Annotated in this window: 15 protein-coding genes and 1 pseudogene; 11 read left to right on the top strand and 5 right to left on the bottom strand. The window is 74.8% G+C overall.

Annotation, left to right across the window (positions count from 1 at the left end; translation table 11 throughout):
* Window positions 1-44: 44 nt before the first annotated feature.
* Window positions 45-1,235 (bottom strand): FAD-dependent monooxygenase, encoded by a 1,191-nt coding sequence (locus tag DMP15_RS20525; protein ID WP_073573970.1) that lies wholly within the window; start codon window positions 1,233-1,235, stop codon window positions 45-47.
* A 166-nt stretch (window positions 1,236-1,401) separates the two neighbouring features.
* On the opposite strand from DMP15_RS20525, the pseudogene DMP15_RS30360 reads away from it, so the two are divergent.
* Window positions 1,402-1,944, top strand: a pseudogene (locus DMP15_RS30360) (alpha/beta fold hydrolase); the annotation flags it as partial.
* A 279-nt stretch (window positions 1,945-2,223) separates the two neighbouring features.
* Here the strand turns inward: DMP15_RS30360 and DMP15_RS20510 are convergent.
* Window positions 2,224-2,826 carry a hypothetical protein gene (locus DMP15_RS20510; protein WP_337826313.1) on the bottom strand — a complete coding sequence of 201 codons (603 nt, stop codon included), beginning with the start codon at window positions 2,824-2,826 and terminating at the stop codon, window positions 2,224-2,226.
* A 383-nt stretch (window positions 2,827-3,209) separates the two neighbouring features.
* Here DMP15_RS20510 and DMP15_RS20505 point away from each other — a divergent pair, with 383 nt between their 5' ends.
* From DMP15_RS20505 to DMP15_RS20490, 4 genes are all read left to right on the top strand, one after another.
* On the top strand, window positions 3,210-4,457 hold the full coding sequence (locus DMP15_RS20505) for a TetR family transcriptional regulator (protein WP_337826312.1): 1,248 nt from the start codon (window positions 3,210-3,212) through the stop codon (window positions 4,455-4,457).
* 175 nt (window positions 4,458-4,632) lie between these two features.
* Window positions 4,633-5,592, top strand: a complete 960-nt coding sequence (locus DMP15_RS20500; protein ID WP_073573968.1) for an MBL fold metallo-hydrolase — start codon at window positions 4,633-4,635, stop codon at window positions 5,590-5,592.
* Between the two features lie 24 nt (window positions 5,593-5,616).
* Window positions 5,617-7,359, top strand: a complete 1,743-nt coding sequence (locus DMP15_RS20495; RefSeq protein WP_073573967.1) for an FAD-dependent monooxygenase — start codon at window positions 5,617-5,619, stop codon at window positions 7,357-7,359.
* Window positions 7,334-8,533 (top strand): homogentisate 1,2-dioxygenase, encoded by a 1,200-nt coding sequence (locus DMP15_RS20490; RefSeq protein ID WP_073573966.1) that lies wholly within the window; start codon window positions 7,334-7,336, stop codon window positions 8,531-8,533. Before DMP15_RS20495 ends, DMP15_RS20490 begins: the two co-directional genes overlap by 26 nt.
* A gap of 13 nt (window positions 8,534-8,546) precedes the next feature.
* Here DMP15_RS20490 and DMP15_RS20485 read toward each other — a convergent pair whose 3' ends face one another.
* Both DMP15_RS20485 and DMP15_RS20480 read right to left on the bottom strand, forming a co-directional pair.
* Complete coding sequence (locus DMP15_RS20485; protein WP_337826711.1) at window positions 8,547-9,458, bottom strand: arsenic resistance protein; 912 nt, start codon at window positions 9,456-9,458, stop codon at window positions 8,547-8,549.
* 53 nt (window positions 9,459-9,511) lie between these two features.
* Window positions 9,512-9,973 (bottom strand): hypothetical protein, encoded by a 462-nt coding sequence (locus DMP15_RS20480; RefSeq protein ID WP_073573965.1) that lies wholly within the window; start codon window positions 9,971-9,973, stop codon window positions 9,512-9,514.
* A gap of 356 nt (window positions 9,974-10,329) precedes the next feature.
* On the opposite strand from DMP15_RS20480, the gene DMP15_RS20475 reads away from it, so the two are divergent.
* From DMP15_RS20475 to DMP15_RS20460, 4 genes are all read left to right on the top strand, one after another.
* Window positions 10,330-11,775 (top strand): CARDB domain-containing protein, encoded by a 1,446-nt coding sequence (locus DMP15_RS20475; RefSeq protein WP_100880208.1) that lies wholly within the window; start codon window positions 10,330-10,332, stop codon window positions 11,773-11,775.
* A 141-nt stretch (window positions 11,776-11,916) separates the two neighbouring features.
* Complete coding sequence (locus DMP15_RS20470; protein ID WP_073573963.1) at window positions 11,917-13,587, top strand: FAD-binding dehydrogenase; 1,671 nt, start codon at window positions 11,917-11,919, stop codon at window positions 13,585-13,587.
* Between the two features lie 87 nt (window positions 13,588-13,674).
* Complete coding sequence (locus DMP15_RS20465; RefSeq protein WP_301549192.1) at window positions 13,675-14,622, top strand: PDR/VanB family oxidoreductase; 948 nt, start codon at window positions 13,675-13,677, stop codon at window positions 14,620-14,622.
* A gap of 38 nt (window positions 14,623-14,660) precedes the next feature.
* A complete protein-coding gene (locus tag DMP15_RS20460; RefSeq protein ID WP_073573961.1) occupies window positions 14,661-15,866 on the top strand; it encodes a cytochrome P450 in 1,206 nt (401 codons plus the stop codon).
* Here the strand turns inward: DMP15_RS20460 and DMP15_RS20455 are convergent.
* Window positions 15,863-16,756: a LysR family transcriptional regulator gene (locus DMP15_RS20455; RefSeq protein WP_167410052.1), complete on the bottom strand. Its 894-nt coding sequence runs from the start codon at window positions 16,754-16,756 to the stop codon at window positions 15,863-15,865. The genes DMP15_RS20460 and DMP15_RS20455 overlap by 4 nt on opposite strands.
* A 126-nt stretch (window positions 16,757-16,882) precedes the next feature.
* On the opposite strand from DMP15_RS20455, the gene DMP15_RS20450 reads away from it, so the two are divergent.
* On the top strand, window positions 16,883-17,809 hold the full coding sequence (locus DMP15_RS20450) for a dihydrodipicolinate synthase family protein (protein ID WP_073573959.1): 927 nt from the start codon (window positions 16,883-16,885) through the stop codon (window positions 17,807-17,809).
* Complete coding sequence (locus tag DMP15_RS20445; protein ID WP_100880210.1) at window positions 17,802-19,538, top strand: oxidoreductase; 1,737 nt, start codon at window positions 17,802-17,804, stop codon at window positions 19,536-19,538. Before DMP15_RS20450 ends, DMP15_RS20445 begins: the two co-directional genes overlap by 8 nt.
* The last annotated feature ends 40 nt before the right edge of the window (window positions 19,539-19,578 follow it).

Below are 19,578 nucleotides of genomic sequence, written 5' to 3'. Positions count from 1 at the left end.
ACCGGAAAGGGTCCGATTCAGAGGTGAATCAGCTGAATCCCGGGTCAGGCCGGTACGGGCCGGGTGTCGGCCCGCGCGTCCACGCCGTGGATCCAGGTCAACCACGGGTCCAGCCCGGTCAGCCCCGCGTTGCGGGCGTCGGCCGCCGGGCCGTCGGGCAGGTGCAGCAGTCCGCTGGTGACCAGCGAGCTGCGCTGGATCGACCGGGTCCGCGCCCGGCGCAGCCGCTGGTAGCGGTCGAACACCGCGGTGTGGCCGCCGTCGAGCGCACCGGGGGCGGCGAGCAGGTCGGCGAGCACGGCCGCGTCCTCGATGGACTGGTTCGCGCCCTGACCGTGGTGCGGCAGCATCGTGTGCACGGCGTCGCCGAGCAGGACGACGCGGCCGCGGGACCAGCGCGTCATCGGGGGAAGCGTGTACAGCGGCCAGCGCGGGGACTGCGGCACCGCCGTCAGCATCTGCACGACGCCCGGGGACCAGCCGTCGAAGGCCCGCGCCAGAGTGCCGGGGTCGGTGTCGGTCGGCCCGGTCTCGCCCGTCCACGGGTCGGGGCCCTCCAGCACCGCGAAGAAGTTGATCTGCTCGGCGTGCGGGCCGATCGCGTAGTGCAGCACGTGCGCGTCCGGGCCCATCCAGAACTGGATCGCGCCGGGGTCGGGCAGCAGCGGGGCGTCGGCGACGTCGACGATCCCGCGGAAGGCCGACGTCCCGGTGTAGCGGGGGCGGGCCGCGGGGTCGACGACCGAGCGCACCCGGGAGTGCACCCCGTCCGCACCGACGACGACCGGGCCCCGGACGCGCTCCCCGGAGGCGAGGGTGACCGTCCCGTCCGGGTCGACCGCGGTCACCTCGCAGCCGAGCCGCACCATCCCGGCGGGACAGGCGCCGGCGAGTACCCGCTGGAACTCGGCGCGGTGGATGCCCAGGTAGGGGGCGCCGAAGCGGCGCCGGTAGCTGCCGTCGGAGCCGACCGGGAAGGCGGTCACCCGCTCGTCGTCGCGCCAGCCGCGGTGGATGAGCGCGGTCGGCTGGGCGGACACCTTCTCCAGCTCGCCCAGCAGGCCGAGCTCGTCCAGCGGGCGCAGCCCGTTCGCCGACAGCGCGACGGCGGCGCCGACCTCGCGCAGTTCGGCCGCCCGCTCGAGCACGGTGACCCGGACGCCGCGGGCGTGCAGCGAGAGGGCCAGCGAGAGGCCCCCGATCCCGGCACCGACGATCACCACTGATTCGTCCATGACTCTGATCCTGACACGGATACCGAGGGGGTATCTCTCCACGGATCGTCTCAGTCGGGACCCCTTTCGGCACGACCCGCACGGCCTCTTCTCCGGGCCCCGCCGGTCCGCCAGGCTCACCCGCCGGGGGCCGTTTCCCCGTTCCGACCTCGACGAGGAGTGAGCGATGTCCGAGACGTTCGTGCTGGTGACCGGTGCCTGGCACGGGGGCTGGGCCTGGCGCCCGGTCGCCGAGCGGCTGCGTGCGGCGGGGCACCGCGTGCTGACCCCCACCCTGCCGGGGCTGCACGACGGTGACGACCCGACCCGCGACCGGCTGTCCGACACCGTGGACGCGGTCGTCGACCTGATCGAGTCGCACGACCTGACCGACGTGACTCTCGTCGGGCACAGCTGGGGCGGCTACGTGATCACCGGTGCCGCGCACCGGGTCTCCCCCCCGGCTGCGCAAGCTCGTCTACTGGAGCGCGTTCGTGCCCGCCGCGGGCCGCTCGCTCAACGACGAGGTGCCCCCGCAGTACCGCGAGCTGTTCGAGGGCCAGGCCGCCGCCTCGGGCGACAACTCCGTGGCGCTGCCGTTCGAGGTGTGGCAGGGCGCATTCATGAACGACGCCGACGAGCCGGTCCAGCGCCTGGTGCACGAGCTCCTGGTGCCGCAGCCGCTGCAGTACTTCACCGAGACCGTGGAACCGATCGACCCGGCGACGCTCGGGGTGCCGGTGGCCTACGTGCTCTCGACCGAGGACGTCGCGCTGCCGCCCGGCGAGTACGGCTGGGATCGCTTCCCGCAGCGGCTCGGGGTCACCCCGGTCACCGTGCCGGGCAGCCACGAGGGCTGCTTCACCCGCCCCGACGCCCTGGCCGAGGCCCTGCTGAAGGCCTGAGCCGCGTCCCGACCCACCGGAGCGGGCCCCCGGGTGTCCCGGGGGCCCGCTCCCGTGCCCGTGCCCGTGCGGAGGGTCAGCCGGTCGGGGACTCCTGCGCGCCGTCATCGGGCGCCGGGTCCTGGCCGAGCTGGTTCGGCGGGAACCGCAGGGGCGGGAGCTCCTGCAGCGGCGCCTGCGGGGCGTTGCCCACCTCCGGCGGGAGCGGCGTGCCCTGCGCCGGGTTGCCGAGCGGCGCCAGCGGGTCGGCGGGCGCGAACGTCGCCGGCTTCGCCAGGCCACCGGAGTCTGCCGTCGAAGGACTCGGTCCGGCCGCAGCCGTCGAGCATGACGGTCAGCGGGCCGTCGGTGTGCACGTCGAGGCGGGCGTCGCACCCGACGCCGGCGCGCTCCGGATCGACGGTCACGGTGCCGACCCCGGCCGATCGGATCTCCAGCACGTCCTCGGCGTCGGCGTCGACCGGCGCGTCGAGGTGGTGGAACTCCCGCAGGTACGGGTTGACCGGCGAGAACGTCCCGGAGAGGTCGTCGTCCGCGATCGCGCGCTTCTGGTTCCGATAGGGCGCCTCGAAGGGCTCGTAGAACCGGAACCGGAAGGCCGCGTCGGAGAACGCCGACGGCGTCGGGTCGCCGACGACGGCGCCGCCGGGGTGCGTCGCGTCCGCGGTGACCTGCGGAGGAGGTCGGCGTCGGCGTCGCTGTCCCACAGCCCGGTCGCGGCGGCGAGTCGCTGCGCCCCGTCGGCGGGGTCCCACGCGGAGTGCGGCACGCGGATCCCGACCTGGCGCCGCTCGACGTCGACGTGCACCTGTGGTGCGTCGGGGTGGGGCCGCCCGGTGGGCGCGTCGACGATGTCGCCCCCGCTGCCGTGCACCGTCACGAACCGCCGGGCCGGCATGACGGTGTTCGCGCCGTGCGGGGCCTCGCGCGGGGTGTCCGAGCCGCCGAGCGCGAGGGTCAGACCGAGCAGCCCGGTGACGTGCGACGACGACTTATCGTTAGCCCGAATGGACTAGGATCGTCCGGATCTGGTTCGGCCAGCATGGTTCTCCTGGTGTAGAAAAAACGTGAGCTGACACGAGGAGCGACCGTGCCGAAGCGGGTGGACCACGAGCAGCGCCGGGGCGAGATCGCCGACGCCGCCTGGCGGCTGATCGCCGAGCGCGGTCCGGACGCGGTCACGCTGCGGGAGGTCAGCGCGGCACTGGGGGTTGCCCACGGGGCGCCGGCGCACTACTTCGCCGGCCGCGCCGCGATCGTGGAGTGCGCGTTCCGGCGGGCCCTCGACGACCTCGACGCCCGGGTGGCGCGGCGTGCGGCCGGGCTGTCCGGGGTGGCGGCGCTGCACGTGTTCTGCGAGGAGGTCATCGCGCACACCGGGACGCCGTTCGCCCGGGTCGCGGCGTCCGGCCCCGGGCCGGCCGCGGTCCTCGCGGAGGTGACCGCGCGGTGGCGGACCCGGCTGGCGGCCCGGATCGAGGAGGGCCGGCGGGCGGGCGGGATCGTCGCCCCGGCCCCCGACGGGGTGCTGGTGGAGCAGCTGCTGGCCCTGCTCCACGGGGTGCAGGCACTGGCCGAGCCGGGGTCCGGCGGAGCGGGGACGTCGCCGGGGTCGGGCGGAGCGGGGGCGGCGCCGGGCGAGGTGGTGGCCGCGTTCCTCGCGGGGCTCGGCGGCGGCGCGGCCCGGGCCGGGACCGCCGGGCCGGGCGGGGACCCGCCGGCAGCCGGGGCGCGGTCACCGGGCCGGGCGGCGATCGCACGGGGCGGGGCCGACAACAGCATGGGCAGCGTGGACGGCAGCGTGGACGGCAGCGGGAACGGCGCGGACGGGTTCCTCGCCTTCACCGACGTCGCGCTCGCCCGCGCCGGCGATCGGCTCCCCGGTACCGACCGCGAGGCCATGGCGCTGGTGCTGAACCTGCACCGGATCGCCGGCTCCCTGGTCTACGACCTCGAGTCGACCGTGCACCGCCCCGCCGGATGGAGCTGGTCGGCGTTCCGGCTGCTGTTCACGCTGTGGGTCGCGGGCGGGCAGGAGGCGGGCCGGGCGGCGGAGCTGTGCGGGATGAGCCGGGCCGCGGTGTCCAGCCTGGCCAACACCCTCGCCGCCGGTGAGCTGGTCCGGCGCACGCCCACCGCCGGGGACCGGCGGACCGTGCACCTGTCGCTGACCGACGCGGGGACCGACCGGCTGGTCGCCGCGTTCGGCACCCACAACCGCCGTGAGTCGGAGTGGGCGGCGCTGCTCGGCGCCGACGACCTCGCCGCCCTGAACACTCTGCTCGTCCGCCTCGCCCGGGCGGCGCACCGGGCGGACTGGATCAACCGGCGGACCTGAACTGAACTACTCGGCGCGCGCCGCCGGATCGGCCCTGGCGCCGGGCGGCGCGGCCCTCTACGGTCCTGCCAAGTGATTCAACCTTTGATCGTCGGGCGTGCCCGGCCGGTCGGAGGTCCCGACGACGGGTCGCCGCGGTCGCCGCCCGTCTTCCGGCTCCGAGAGGACACCCGCCGTGGCCAAGCCCTTCGCCTCCTCCGCCGACACCGCCGCCAAGGAGCAGACCCTCGAGGTGCTCGCGGACGGCGTCTACGCCCTCACCGCCGAGGGCGACCCGAACATCGGCGCGATCGAGGGGGAGGACTTCGTCGTCTGCTTCGAGGCCCTCGCCACCCCGGTCGCCGCCCGGAAGTGGCTCGCGATGCTGCGCGAGCACACCGACAAGCCGGTCCGGTACCTCGTGCTGTCGCACTACCACGCGGTCCGGGTGCTGGGCGCGAGCGCGTTCGACGCGCAGACCGTCGTCGCGCACGAGACGACCGCGGCCCTGATCGCCGAGCGTGGCATGGAGGACTGGGCCTCGGAGTTCGCGCGGATGCCGCGGCTGGCCGAGGCCGCCGACTCCGTGCCCGGACTCACCTGGCCGACGCTCACCTTCGCCGACCGTCTCACCCTCGACCTGGGCGGTGACCGCGGCGAGCTGGTGCTGCAGTTCCACGGCCGCGGCCACACCGAGGGCGACATCACCGCCTGGCTGCCGCGGCACCGGATCCTGTTCGCCGGTGACCTCGTGGAGGCCCGGGCCGCGCTCTACACCGGCGACGCGTTCCACCGCGACTGGGCGGGCGGCACCCTCGACCGGCTCGCCGCGCTCGGCGCCGAGCAGCTCGTCGGCGGGCGCGGCGCGGTCAGCCGCGTCCGCGCCGAGGTCGACGCCGCGATCGCCCAGACCCGCGGGTTCCTGCAGGTCATGATCCGGGAGGTCGGCGCGGTGCAGGGGCGCGGCGGCACGCTGAAGGAGGCGTTCGAGGCGACCCACGCCGCACTCGTCGACGACTACGGGCACTGGCCGATCTTCGAGCACTGTCTGCCGTTCGACGTCTCCCGGCTGTGGGACGAGCTGTCCGGTGTGGAGCGTCCGGTGATCTGGACCGCGGAACGCGACCAGGAGGTCTGGGCCCGGCTGCAGGGCTGAGGCACCGGCGAGGGGAGGGAACCCATGTCGACGCCCGCCGCGCCGGCCTGGCCGTCGTCGCCCGTCCTGGTGCTCGGCGCCGGGCCGGTCGGGCAGACCACCGCGCTGCTGCTGGCCCGCCACGGCGTCCCGACGGTCGTGCTGGACCGCCGCCCGGAGCGGGACCGGGCCGGGTCGAAGGCGATCTGTCAGCAGCGCGACGTACTCGACGTCTGGGAGTCCGTCGGCGCCGGGCGCCGGATCGCCGACGAGGGCGTCACCTGGACCACCGCGCGCACCTTCCACCGCGACACCGAGCTGTTCGCCCACACCTTCGCCGAGCCGGGGCGGCCCGCGTTTCCGCCGTTCGTGAACCTCTCGCAGGCCCGGACCGAGCAGATCCTCGACGAGCGGATCGCTGACGAGGCCCTGGTGGACCTGCGCTGGGGGCACGACGTCGTCGGCGTGGAGCAGTCCGCCGACGGTGTCGCCGTCACCCTCGACGGCGGTGGACGGGTCGCGGGGAGCTTCGTGGTCGTCTGTGCCGGTGCCCGCGGCGAGGCGCTGCGCGAGTTGCTCGGGGTCACCTTCGAGGGCACCAGCTTCGACGACCGTTTCCTGATCTGCGACGTCCGCGCCGACCTCCCGGGGTGGGCCACCGAGCGCCGCTTCCACTTCGACCCGGCCGCGAACCCGGGCCGCCAGGTGCTGGTCCACCCCTGTCCGGACTCGACGTTCCGGATCGACTGGCAGGTCCCGGCCGGGTACGACCTCGACGCCGAGACCGCGTCCGGCGCGCTGGACGCCCGGATCCGCGCGGTCATCGGGGACGTCGACCACGAGGTGGTCTGGTCCTCGGTCTACCGGTTCCACTCGCGCGTGGTGGACCGGATGCGGTGCGGCCGGGTCCTGCTGGCGGGCGACGCGGCACACCTGGTGTCCCCGTTCGGTGCCCGCGGGCTGAACTCCGGCGTCGCCGACGCCGAGAACGCCGCCTGGAAGATCGCCTGGGTCGGCCGCGGCTGGGCGCCGGAGGAGCTCCTGGAGAGCTACCACGCCGAGCGGCACGCGGCCGCCCGGGAGAACGTCGCCGTCACGACCGCGACGATGGACTTCCTGGTCCCGCGGGACGCGGAGCGGGTGCGGGCCCGCGCCGAGGTCCTCGCCGCGGCGGCGACCGACCCCGCGGCCCGGGCGCGGGTCGACTCGGGCCGGCTGGCCGAGCCGTTCTGGTACGTCGACTCCGCCCTGACCACCGCCGACGCGCGTCGCCCGTTCGCCGGGCGCCCCGCCCGCGGCGAGGTCCCGCCCGCGGGACCGGGGGTGCTCGTCCCGGACGCCCCGGTGCGCTCCCCAGCCGGTCCGGGACGGCTGCGCGCGCTGGCCCGCGACGGGTTCCTGCTGCTCACCGGCCCACTGGCGGACGCGGACGCGGTCGCCGCAGCGGCGGCCGGTGCGCCCGGCCCGGTCCGGGTGCTCGCCCTCGCCGAGCTGGACGGCCGCACGGGCACCGGAGCCCTCGACGAGGACGGGGACGAGGACGGAGACGGGGACGGAGACGGACGCGGTCCGACGGTGACGGCCGCCCTGGCCGCCCGGCCCGACGAGGTATGGCTGCTCCGCCCGGACGCCCACGTCGCCGCCGTGCTCGCCGCCCCGTCCCGCGACGACGTCGCGGCCGCCCTCGCCCGCGCGACCGCCCGCGGCACGACGGCGCCACCGCCACGGGCACGGACATCGAACGGACCGGAGGAGGGCCACGATGGCGTACTACAGGCGAGCCGGTGACGTCCCGCCGAAGCGGCACACCCAGCACCGGCGTCCCGACGGGACGCTCTACTACGAGGAGCTGATGGGGGAGGAGGGCTTCTCCTCGGACTCCTCGCTGCTCTACCACGCGGGCGTCCCGTCGGCGATCGTCGACGCCACCCCCTGGGACCCGGGCGACCAGTCGCTGACCGACAACCGGCCGCTCCTCCCGCGCCACCTGCGGCTGCACGACCTCGGCACCCCGGACTGGAAGTCGGTCGACGTCGTGACCGGGCGCCGGCTGGTGCTCGGCAACGCCGACGTGCGGATCTCCTACGTCGTGGCGGGGGAGACCAGCCCGCTCTACCGCAACGCCGTCGGCGACGAGGTCGTCTACCTGGAGTCCGGGGCGGCGATCGTGGAGACCGTGTTCGGGGCGCTGGACGTGGCCGGGGGCGACTACGTCGTCCTCCCGCGGGCGACGACCCACCGCTGGGTCCCCACCGGGTCCGAGCCGCTGCGCGCCTACGCGATCGAGGCGTCGTCGCACGTCGCCCCGCCCAAGCGGTACCTGTCGCGCTACGGCCAGCTGCTCGAGCACGCCCCGTACTGCGAGCGCGACCTGCACGGACCGGGGGCGCCGCTGCTCGTCGAGCAGACCGACGTCGAGGTGCTGGTGAAGCACCGCGGCGGGCCCGACGGGATCACCGGCACCCGCTACGTGGTGCCCACCCACCCGTTCGACGTCGTCGGCTGGGACGGCTGCCTGTACCCGTACACGTTCAACGTCGCCGACTTCGAGCCGATCACCGGCCGCGTGCACCAGCCGCCGCCGGTGCACCAGGTCTTCGAGGGCTCCGGCTTCGTGATCTGCAACTTCGTGCCGCGCAAGGTCGACTACCACCCGCTCGCCGTGCCGGTGCCCTACTACCACGCCAATGTGGACTCCGACGAGGTCATGTTCTACTGCGGCGGCGACTACGAGGCCCGCAAGGGCTCCGGGATCGGGCAGGGGTCGATCTCGCTGCACCCGGGCGGGCACAGCCACGGCCCGCAGCCCGGCGCGGTCGAGCGGGCGCTCGGCGCGGAGTCCTTCGACGAGCTCGCGGTCATGGTCGACACGTTCCGGCCGCTGGCCCTCGGTGAGGGCGGACGGGCCTGCGAGGACCCGTCGTACGCGTGGAGCTGGGCGGGGCGCGGTCCGGCCCGGTGACCGGGCCGACCGCTCACCGGGCGGGGACGAGCACCGGCACCAGCCGTACCAGCACGACCAGGGCGACGAGTTCGACCAGGGTCTGGGTGACGACGGCGAGCGGGGCGAGGGCGAGCGCGCCGGGCAGCGCCAGCGCGAGCGGCAGGACGACCAGCGAGTTGCGGGTCGTCACCGAGAACACCACCGCCCGGGTGGCCGGCACGTCCAGGCGGGCCACCCGGGCGGTGAGCAGACCGATCACCACGGCCGCGACGACGAACGCCAGGTAGAGCGGCACCAGCCGCACCAGGGTGAGCGCCTGCGCCCCGACGGCGGCGATCTGCGAGCCCACGACCGCGGTCAGGGTCGCCGCCATCAGCGGCACCATCGCCCCGGCGACGGCGCCCTCGACACGGGCTGCGCGGCCGGTCGGGCGCCGTCGTCGCAGGCCCTGGACCAGGGCCGCCGCGGCCAGCGGGGCCAGGACCAGCACGAGGAACGCGTGCAGGAACGGCCCGGCCTCGACCACGGCGAGGACCTCCGGTCCGGCCGCGAGCCACAGGTAGCCGGGCAGCAGGAGCATCTGCGCGACCATCAGCAGCGGCGTCGCGGCGAGCATCTGCGCGCGGGCGCCGCCGGCGAGCCCGGTGAACACGACGACGTAGTCGATGCACGGCGTCAGCAGCACGAGCAGGACGCCCACGAGCAGGCCGCGGTCGTCGGCGACCCATCGCGACAGTCCGATCGCGACCGGCGGGACCACCACGGCGTTCGCCACCAGCACGACGACCGGGAATCGGGTGCCGGTCAGGGCCCGCACGAGGTCGACGAGCGGGACCGCGAGGAACGTCGCGAACAGCAGCAGCGCGAGCAGCGGGGTGACCGACGCGGCGAGCGCGGGCGCGACCCGCGGCGCGAGGAGACCGAGGAGCGCCCCGGCGAGGATCGCGGCCAGGTACAGCGCGACCTGGTGGCGGTCCCACCAGGCGACGAGCCGGCTCAGTCGGTGCCCCCGGCCGAGCGGTACGCCGACTGCACGGCCGGGCCGAGGTCGGCGCCGTGGGAGACGTCGGGGGAGTCCCCGCCCTGCTGGTAGCCACCGGTGACGGCCAGGATCTCCGAGTCGTCCGGGCCGGTCGGCCACAGGCCGCCGCTGGAACCCTGGTCGAGGCCGGGCCGGTCGAGCTGCCACTGGTCCTCGTCGAGCGTCCCGGCGGTGCCGGACACCGTCGTCGCGTCCGCGTCGCCGTCGGCGACGCAGTGCGCGGCGGTGACGACGAGGTCGCCGGTGGTGGACTCGACCACCGAGGCGGAGCAGAAGTGGTCACCGGGGTCCTCGGCCGGCCCGTCGAACAGGGCGCCGGTCGCGGGCCGCGCGAGCGCGGCGCCGAGCAGCCCGGGTACGTGCCACCGCGGGCGGGAGGGGCCGTGGCCGGGCCGGGTGTCGGTCCGCACGTCCACCTCCCACGCTCGTCCCGCTGACCGGATCAACGGTAGAGGGCACTCCTGTGATCCGTCGGCCGGACCGCTGTGACGCGCTGCGAATCCCGGTCCGGTCGGTGGCCGGCCCCGCCCGCGGGCGGACCGGTGGCCGGTGTCCGACGACCGGTCCGGCGTGTCCGTCTGCGTGTCGTCGTTGCGTCGACGGTGGGAGCCGACCGTGCCCCGACCGGCTCACCTGGTGATGCTCCGAGTGGGTCATCAGCTCTGATGAGGTCGTGTAGCGACCGTAGCCGCCGCCACGACACAGGGGCCGTCGGGAGCGCAGAGGCCCCGGCGACGACGGCCCGGGGACGGGCGGAGCGGTGGAGGCAGTCATGGCGCGTCGGATCGGGGAGCACGGAGCACGGGTGGGCGGACGGCGCCTGCTGGCGGCCGCGCTGGTGGCGGCGGTCGGGTTCGTCCCGCTCGTCGCCGGGACCGCCGCCGCCGCCGACGGCGTCCGGGTCTCCGACGACCAGATCCCGGCGTGCGGCGCGACGGTGAGCCCGACCGGGTACTGCACGGCTGTCCGCAACGCCGGTACGGCCGCCGTCGTCGACGATGCCAGGGCCCGCACCGGACACGGCTACCTGCGCCTGGACACCCCCGGCGGCGGTGACAAGGTCACCGTGTACGCCCAGGCCTTCGACGGGCGCAAGCTCTCGGAGATCACCGACCTCGAGTACCAGACCCTCGTCGAGCAGGTGGGCGGCCCGCAGCAGGCACCCGCCCTGAACATCCCGGTCAACCCGATGAAGGACGGCTCGACCTTCACGACCCTGGTGTTCGAGCCGGTCTACACCGGAACCGCCCCGGTGCAGACCGGGGCGTGGCAGACGTGGCCCGCGTCGAGCACCCCCGCGGGCAGCGGCGGCTGGTGGGCCAGCGGCAGCATCACCGGCACCGGCACGCCGAACCGGTACGGCTTCGACACCTACACCGCCGACTTCGCCGCGGTGAAGGCCGCGCTGCCCGACGCCGTCGTCATCGGCGGGATCGGGATCAACCAGGGCAGCGGCAACCCGGGGCTGCGCTCGGGCGTCGACAACCTGCGGATCAACGGCACCACGGTGGACTTCGACAACCCGGTCGTCCCGACCGCGCTCGCCGCAACCGGCGGCAACGGGCAGAGCGCCCAGGTCCGCACCGTCTTCGCCCAGCCGCTGTCGGCCACCCTCACCGGAGCGGGCAACGCCCCGGTGGCGGGCCAGAACGTCACCTTCACGGTGACCGGCGGCAGCGCCGCCTTCCCCGGCGGGGCCACCGCCACCGCCACCACCGGCGCCGACGGCGTCGCCACCGGCCCGGCACTGTCCGCCGGTGACACCGCGGGCCCGGTGACGGTCACCGCCACCGCCGGCACGATGAGCACCACGTTCGCCCTCACCGTGACCCCCGCGCCGGTGATCCCGCGGGAGGCCGACCTCTCGATCAGGCTCGGCGTGCCGGGCACGATGAAGGCGGGCACCACCGCCCCCGTCACCGTGACCATCCGCAACGCGGGCCCGGCCACCGCGACCCGGGTCGCCGGTGCCGTCACCCTCCCGACCGGTCTGCGGGCCACCGCGGCCCAGGGCGGGATCGTCAGCGGCGGCCGCAGCGTCGCCTACCTGGTCCCGAGCATCGCCGCGGGCACCGAGCGGACCTTCACGATCACCGTGACCGTGGACCGCACGGCGGCCGGGGTGCGGACCCTCGACGCGGGCGTCGCCCCGTCGCAGGTCCGTGACCCGAAGCTCGCCAACAACGCCACACGGGTGACCACGACCGTCGTGCGCTGACCCCGGGGCCCCGGCGGGCGGGTCGCGGCGCACGGGTGCCGCGACCCGCCCGTCACCCGTTCCCGGGTGCGGATCTGATACCTCTGTGCGTACCGGCCGCCCCTGCCGGGGTGCGGTGGGCCGGCGACGAACGGGAGTGGCATGGACGCGGACGTGATCGTCGTCGGGGCCGGGCTGGCCGGTCTGGTCGCCACCCACGAGCTGACCCGGCGGGGCCGCCGGGTCGCCGTCGTCGACCAGGAGGGGCCGGTCGACCTGGGCGGGCAGGCGTGGTGGTCCTTCGGCGGCATCTTCCTCGTCGACAGCCCCGAGCAGCGCCGCATGCGGGTGCACGACTCGGTCGAGCTGGCCTGGAGCGACTGGCAGGGCAGCGCCGGCTTCGACCGCCTCGACGACGAGGACACCCACGCCGCGCGCTGGGCCCGCGCCTACGTCGAGTTCGCCGCGGGGGAGAAGCGCGCCTACCTCACCGAGCTGGGCATCTCCTTCCTCCCCACGGTCGGCTGGGCCGAGCGCGGCGACCTCACCGCCACCGGCCACGGCAATTCCGTGCCCCGCTTCCACGTGAGCTGGGGGACCGGTACGGGCGTCGTCGGACCGTTCGTCGACTCCGCCCTGCGCGCCGCCGAGGCCGGGCTGGTGACCTTCCACCACCGGCACCGCGTCGACGGGCTGGTCCGCACCGACGGCGCCGTCACCGGCGTCCGCGGCGCCGTCCTCGCCCCGGACGACTCGCCGCGCGGCGCACCCAGCAACCGCGACGTGACCGGGGAGTTCACCCTCTCCGCGCCCGCGGTCGTCCTGGCCACCGGCGGGATCGGCGCGAACCACGAGATGGTCCGCCGGTACTGGCCCGGGCGGATGGGCACCCCGCCGTCGTCGATGATCACCGGGGTGCCCGCCTATGTGGACGGCCGGATGCTCGACATCGCCGCCGACGCGGGTGTGCGGCTGGTCAACCGCGACCGCATGTGGCACTACACCGAGGGCGTCGTGAACTGGGACCCGGTCTGGCCCGGCCACGCCATCCGCATCCTGCCCGGGCCGTCGTCGATGTGGTTCGACGCGCTGGGGCGGCGGCTGCCCGCGCCGTACCTGCCCGGCTACGACACCCTCGGCACCCTGCGCCACCTGCGCACCACCCCGGACATCGCGCCCTACGACCACTCCTGGTTCGTGCTCACCCAGAAGATCGTCGAGAAGGAGTTCGCGCTGTCGGGCTCCGAGCAGAACCCCGACATCACCTCCGGTCGCCGCAGTGCCTTCCTCCGCGAACGGCTGCTCAGCCGGGGTGCGCCCGGCCCGGTCGAGGCGTTCACGACCCACGGGGAGGACTTCGTCGTCGCCGACACCCTCGACGAGCTCGTCGCGGGGATGAACGCCCTCACCGACGCCCCGCCGCTCGACCCGGCCCTGATCCGCGGCCAGATCGAGGCCCGTGACCGGCAGCTGGCCCACCCCTACAGCAAGGACGCCCAGGTCCAGGGCATCCACAACGCCCGCCGCTCGCTCGGTGACCGGATCGGGCGGGTCGCGGCGCCGCACCGGATCCTCGACCCCGCCGCCGGTCCGCTGATCGGGGTGAAGCTGCACGTGCTGACCCGCAAGACCCTCGGCGGGATCCAGACCGACCTCGACTCCCGCGCCCTCGACGCCCACGGCGAACCGATCCCCGGGCTCTACGCGGCGGGGGAGGCCGCCGGGTTCGGCGGGGGCGGGGTGCACGGGTACAACGCGCTGGAGGGCACGTTCCTCGGTGGCTGCATCTTCTCCGGCCGGGCCGCCGGCCGGAGCCTGGCGGGAACCGCCTGAACCCGGTCTCTCACTGAGCGAGAGTCGCCTTCCCGGACGGTGGCCTCGCGACGGATGCTCGGCTCCTCGACGACGAGGGGAGCAGCGGTGACCGGTGCCGAGAACCGCACGGTCCGGGTGGCGGGCCGCCACCGGGAGTCCGACGGCGTGGTGTCGCTGGAGCTGGTCGCCGCCGACGGCGGGCGGCTGCCGGACTGGACCCCCGGTGCGCACGTCGACCTCGTCCTGCCCGGCGGGCACACCCGCCAGTACTCGCTGTGCGGGGACCGGTGGGACGCCCACCGCTACCGCGTCGCCGTACTGCGCGAGCCCGCCGGACGCGGCGGCTCGGGCTGGGTCCACGACCGCCTCGCGGTCGGGGACGAGATCGGTCTCGGCGGGCCGCGCAACAACTTCCCGCTGGTCCCGGCCCCGCGCTACCTGTTCGTCGCGGGCGGCATCGGGATCACCCCGATCCTGCCGATGATCACCACGGCGGACCTGCTCGGCGCGGACTGGGCGCTGCTCTACGGCGGCCGTACCCGCGCATCGATGGCGTTCACCCGTGAGCTCGCGGTCCACGCGGACCGGGTCCGGATCGTTCCGCAGGACGAGCACGGCCTGCTCGACCTCCCCGGCTTCCTGGGGCGGCCCACCCCGGACACCCGGGTGTACGGCTGCGGTCCCGCCCCGCTGCTCGCGGCGCTGGCCGAGACCACGGCCGGGTGGCCGTCGCACACGGTGCGGACCGAGCGCTTCGTCCCGCGCGCGACCGGCCCGGTCCGCGACACCGCCTTCGCGGTCCACCTCGCCCGCCGCGGGACCGAGGTGACCGTGCCGCCCGGGCGCAGCGTGCTCGACGCGGTCGCCGACGCCGGCGTCGACGTCCTGTCCTCCTGCAGGCAGGGCACCTGCGGGACCTGCGAGACGACCGTGCTGGCGGGCGAGCCGGACCACCGCGACTCCGTCCTCGACGACGACGAGCGCGCCGCCGCCGACTGCATGCTCGTCTGCGTCTCGCGCTCGGTCGGCCCGCGACTGGTCCTCGACCTCTGAGCCGTACCCCGACCCGATCCGACCGGAAGGCAGCGCCCATGACGGCCGCGCTCGACCACCTGCCCACCACCGACGTCGACCCGTTCGCCCCCGAGGTCCTCACCGACCCGCTCGCGTTCCACGAGGAACTCCGCGCCGCGGGCCCGCTGGTCCGGCTCACCCGCTACGACGTGCTCGCCCTCGGCCGCTACACCGATGTCCGGGCCGCGCTCGTCGACTGGCAGTCCTTCCGTTCCGGGGCCGGGGTCGGGATGCTGAACTTCCACACCGAACCACCGTGGCGGCCGCCGTCGCTGCTGCTGGAGGCCGATCCGCCGCACCACGACGCGCCCCGCCGCGTGCTCGGGAAGGTCCTCGGCCCCCGGGCGTTGCGCGTGCTGCGGGAGCGCTGGGCGGCCGACGCCGAGATCCTCGTCGACGAGGTGCTGGCCGGCGGGTACGAGTTCGACGCCGTCCCCGCCGTCGCCGAGGCGTTCCCGCTGCGCGTGTTCCCCGACGCCGTCGGGCTGCCCGAGCAGGGCCGGGAGAACCTGCTGCCCTACGGCGACCTGCTGTTCAACGCCTTCGGCCCGCGCAACGCGCTGCTGGAGGAGAAGCTTCCGCGGCTCGGGGAGCTCTCGGCCTGGGTGAACGCCCAGTGCGCCCGCGACGCCCTGGCCGGGGAGGGGTTCGGTGCCGACATCTGGGCCGCCGCCGACCGCGGCGACATCACCGCCGAGCAGGCTCCGCTGGTCGTGCGGTCGCTCCTGTCGGCCGGGGTCGACACCACCGTCACCGGGCTCGCGGCGGTGCTGCACGCCGTCGCCCGGTACCCGGATCAGTGGGCGCGGCTGCGCGCCGACCCCGGGCTCGCCCGGGTCGCGTTCGACGAGGCGGTCCGCTGGGAGTCACCGGTACAGACCTTCTTCCGCACGACGGCGACCGACACCGAGCTCGCCGGCGTGCGGGTCCCGGCCGGGCGCAAGGTGCTGATGTTCCTCGGCTCGGCGAACCGGGACCCTCGGCACTGGGGCCCCGGCGCGGGCACCTTCGACCTCGACCGTGACCCGTCGGGCCACGTCGGGTTCGGGATGGGGCTGCACCAGTGCGTCGGCCAGCACGTCGCCCGGCTGGAGGCCGAGGCGGTGCTGGCCGCGCTCGCCGCGCGGGTCGCGACGATCACCCCCGCCGGGCCACCGCGCCGACGGCCGAACAACACCATGCGCGCCTGGGCGTCGATGCCGCTGCGGGTCACGCCGGCCTAGGTGGTGGTGGGATCGGACAGGTGTCGCAGGCGCTCGGCGCTGGCGACGAAGTCCGCGACCAGCGGGTGCGCGGCCAACCGGGGCCAGGCCAGCGTGATCGGTACCCGTGGCGAGTCGGAGACGAGCCGGTAGCGGATCTGCGGGTGGGTGTAGAGCCGTCCGGTGGACGCGGGGGTGAGCCCGACGCCCCGCCCGGCCGCGATCGCCTCCATCCATTCGTCGACGTTCCGCACATGCACGACGGTGTCCGGGCGCCGGGCCGGCTCCCAGAGATCGAGCGTGGTCGTGCCCGACACCACGTTGATCACGATCGCCTCGTCGGCGAGGTCGTCCAGCACCACGGTCCCGCCGTCCACCAGCCGGTGGTCCGCCGGCAGGGCCACGACGCGGGGCTCGTCGGCGAGCACCAGCGTCCCGAACCGGGGGTCACCGGGGTCACCCGGCAGGAAACCCACGTGCGTACGCCCGTCTGCCAGACCGGCCACGGTGTCGTCGTAACGCCGGATCTCCACCGTCACGTCCGGGTGGGCACGTTCGAAGTCGCGCACGATCGGCGCGGTGTACTCGGCCGTGGAGCCCCAGGTGAAGCCGACCCGCAGGGTGGGAGGTGCGCCGGTCGCGGCGCCGACCGCCTCGTCGAGCGCCGCCAGCACCCGGTGCACGTGTGGCAGGACCTGCTGACCGGCGGCGGTCAACTGCACCGTCCGGCGGTTCCGTGCCAGGAGCGTGGTGCCGAGCAGTCGTTCCAGCGAGGCGACGGTGCGGCTCAGAGCAGGCTGGGTGATCCGGAGATGGTGCGCAGCGCGGGTGAAGTTCCGCTCCCGGGCAACGGCCACGAAGGCGCGGAGATGCCGGAACTCCACTCCGTGCTCCGCAGGAATCTCTGTCATGCACCGGAAGCATAAGCGGTGCTGAAACGGCATTTCATCCCGCATGGTCGACCGGCCTAGCGTCGGTGTCAGCGCGCTGATCCGACGAGGAGAAGCCGAGCCGACGACGAGAGGACGGAACCGACGATGGTCTCCTTCCACGGGGTGATCCCGGCGCATCTGCTCCCGTTCACCGACGACCTGCAGATCGACGAGACCAACCTCCGCCGCCACCTGCGTGCGCTGCTCGACGTCGAGGGCGTCGCGGGCATCACGACCAACGCGCACGCCTCCGAGGTGGCCACGCTGACCGCGGACGAGCAGCGCCGCCAGCTCGACATCGTCCTCGACGAGGTCGCCGGGCGGGTCCCGGTCATCTCCGGGGTGTACCAGGACGGCTCGGCCAAGGCCGCGCGGATCGCCGCGGATGCCGAAGCCGCCGGAGCCGACGGGCTGCTCGTGTTCCCCACAGTCGTGTTCGAGGGCGGGGCACAGCTGCGCCCGGAGATGGCGGTGAGCCACTACGCCACGATCGCCGATGCCACGTCGCTCCCGATGATCGCGTTCGTCTACCCGGCGACGTCGGGACTCCGGCTGGACACCGACACGCTGGTCCGGATCTGTTCCGAGATCGACAGCGTGGTCGCGGTGAAGGAGTGGTCGAACGACATCGTCGCCTACGAGCGCAACCTGCGGGCGCTGCGAGCGCTGGACCGGCCGGTGTCGCTGCTGTCCAGCTTCAGCCGCTCGCTGCTCGCCTCCCTGGTGCTCGGCGCCGACGGGATCCTCTCCGGGCACGGCAGCGTCGTCGTGGACCTGCAGGTGGAGCTGTTCCGCGCGGTGGAGAAGCAGGACCTGGGTGAGGCACGCCGGGTCTGGGACCGCATCCAGCCCTTCGCCGAGGCCTGCTACGCGGATCCGTTCCTGGACGGGCACAACCGGATGAAGGTGGCGCTGGCGCAGCTGGGCCGGATCGACGCCGCGCACGTCCGCCCACCCCTGCAGCCGGTGCCCGACACCGAGCGGGCCACGCTGCGGGCGGCCGTCGAGCGGGCGGAGCTGCCCCGTGGCTGAGGTCCCCGGCCTGTTCGACCCGATCGAGATCGGGGGCGTGCGGCTCCGCAACCGCACGCTGCTGCCCTCGATGACCACCCGCCTCGCGGACGACGCCGGGCACGTCACCGAGGCGACGCTCGCCTACTACCGGGCCCGCGCCGACGGTGGTGTCGGCCTGGTCACCGTCGAGATGGCCTCACCCGAGATCGCCGGCAAGCACCGGTTCCGCGAGCTGGGCATCTACGACGACATGTTCCTGCCCGGCCTGCGCCGGCTGGTGGACACGCTGCACGAGGCCGGGGCGCGGGCGTCGATCCAGCTCGGGCACGGCGGCAGCCGGGCGCGGTCCGTCGTTTCCGGCACCACCCCCGTGGCGCCGTCGGCGGTGCCCACCCCGGTCTTCGAGATCGACGCCGAGCTCGCCGTCCCGGAAGCCATGTCGGCCGCCCGGATCCGCGAGACGGTCGACGCCTACGTGGCCGCGGCGGCCCGCGCACAGCGGGCCGGGTTCGACATGGTCGAGCTGCACGGCGCACACGGCTACCTGATCTCGCAGTTCCTGTCCCCGCTGGAGAACACCCGCTCCGACGCCTACGGCGGGTCGCTGGAGAACCGGGCACGGTTCGGGCTGGAGATCCTGCGCCGCATCAAGTCCGAGGTCCCGGGCCTGCCGGTGATCTTCCGGATCGGGGTGGAGGACTTCTTCCCGGGGGGGCTCACCGCCGACGAGGGCATGCAGGTCGGCCGGTGGGCGGAGCAGAACGGTGCCGACGCGGTCAGCGTGACCGCCGGGCACTACCGCTCCCTGCCCGCCGCCGAGCGGATGATCCCACCGATGGCGTACCCCGCGGCGACGTTCGTCGAGTACGCGGCACGGATGAAGCAGCTCGTCGACGTCCCGGTGATCGGGGTCGGGCGGCTCGGCGACCCCGACCTCGCCGCCCGCGCCGTGGCCGACGGCAAGCTCGACATCGTGGCCCTGGGCCGCCCGCTGATCGCGGACCCGCGCTGGGTGGCCAAGGCGCAGGCCGGAGTCCCCGTCCGGCGTTGCCTGGCCTGCAACCACTGCATCACGAACATGCGCTCCGGCGCGCAGCTGTCCTGTGTGGTCAACCCGGCGACCGGCCGGGAGGACGTCTACGCCGGCACGAGCGCCCCGGGAGGCCGCCGGATCGTGGTGCTCGGCGCCGGACCGGCCGGGCTGACCTACGCCTCCCAGGTCGCCGAGGGCAACGACGTCACGGTGATCGACAGGGCGGAGCGCCCCGGCGGGGCGTTCCGGCTCACCGGGCTCGCCCCACGGTTCAACGACGTCGCCGCGGCCGAACCGACGTTCACCGCCTACATCGACGAGCTGGAACGGACCTGCCGGCTCGGCGGCGTCCGGTTCCGCTACGGCTCCGAAGCCGCCGGTGACGACCTGCGCGGCGCCGACCTGGTGGTCGTGGCCACCGGCGCGCACTACCGGTTCGGCCTCGGCGCCGTCGTCCCCCGACTGCTGCGCACCCGTGCCGCCCGCTCGCGGGCGGCTGCCCGCCTGTTCGCCTCCCCGCGGATCCGGGACGCGCTCTACTACCGGCTCCGCACCGGACGCGGCGCCGAACTGGCCCGCCGACTGCCCGTCGACCCCGGGAGCACGGTGCTCGTCGTCGGCGACGCCGCCCGGGCCGGCAAGGCCCGCGAGGCCATCACCAGCGCCTTCGACGCCGCCCTGGCGCCCAGCGCTCGATCCGCCCCCACCCCCTGACATCGATCGACAAGAGGTCCCGTGCCATGACAGAGCCGTC

The sequence above is a fragment of the Pseudonocardia sp. UM4_GMWB1 genome, from assembly GCF_017312155.1.
GTDB classification, from domain to species: domain Bacteria; phylum Actinomycetota; class Actinomycetes; order Mycobacteriales; family Pseudonocardiaceae; genus Pseudonocardia; species Pseudonocardia alni.
The sequence above is the reverse complement of the archived record's forward strand: the minus strand, read 5'-3'. Positions and strand labels throughout refer to the sequence as shown.

What these genes read in the sequence shown, in the direction of transcription:
- DMP15_RS20475 (WP_100880208.1), top strand. Translation starts at nt 10,330, where the DNA reads ATGGCGCGTCGGATCGGGGAGCACGGAGCACGGGTGGGCGGACGGCGC.
- DMP15_RS20495 (WP_073573967.1), top strand. Translation starts at nt 5,617, where the DNA reads ATGTCGACGCCCGCCGCGCCGGCCTGGCCGTCGTCGCCCGTCCTGGTG.
- DMP15_RS20460 (WP_073573961.1), top strand. Translation starts at nt 14,661, where the DNA reads ATGACGGCCGCGCTCGACCACCTGCCCACCACCGACGTCGACCCGTTC.
- DMP15_RS20525 (WP_073573970.1), bottom strand. Translation starts at nt 1,235, where the DNA reads ATGGACGAATCAGTGGTGATCGTCGGTGCCGGGATCGGGGGCCTCTCG.
- DMP15_RS20470 (WP_073573963.1), top strand. Translation starts at nt 11,917, where the DNA reads ATGGACGCGGACGTGATCGTCGTCGGGGCCGGGCTGGCCGGTCTGGTC.
- DMP15_RS20490 (WP_073573966.1), top strand. Translation starts at nt 7,334, where the DNA reads ATGGCGTACTACAGGCGAGCCGGTGACGTCCCGCCGAAGCGGCACACC.
- DMP15_RS20450 (WP_073573959.1), top strand. Translation starts at nt 16,883, where the DNA reads ATGGTCTCCTTCCACGGGGTGATCCCGGCGCATCTGCTCCCGTTCACC.
- DMP15_RS20455 (WP_167410052.1), bottom strand. Translation starts at nt 16,756, where the DNA reads ATGACAGAGATTCCTGCGGAGCACGGAGTGGAGTTCCGGCATCTCCGC.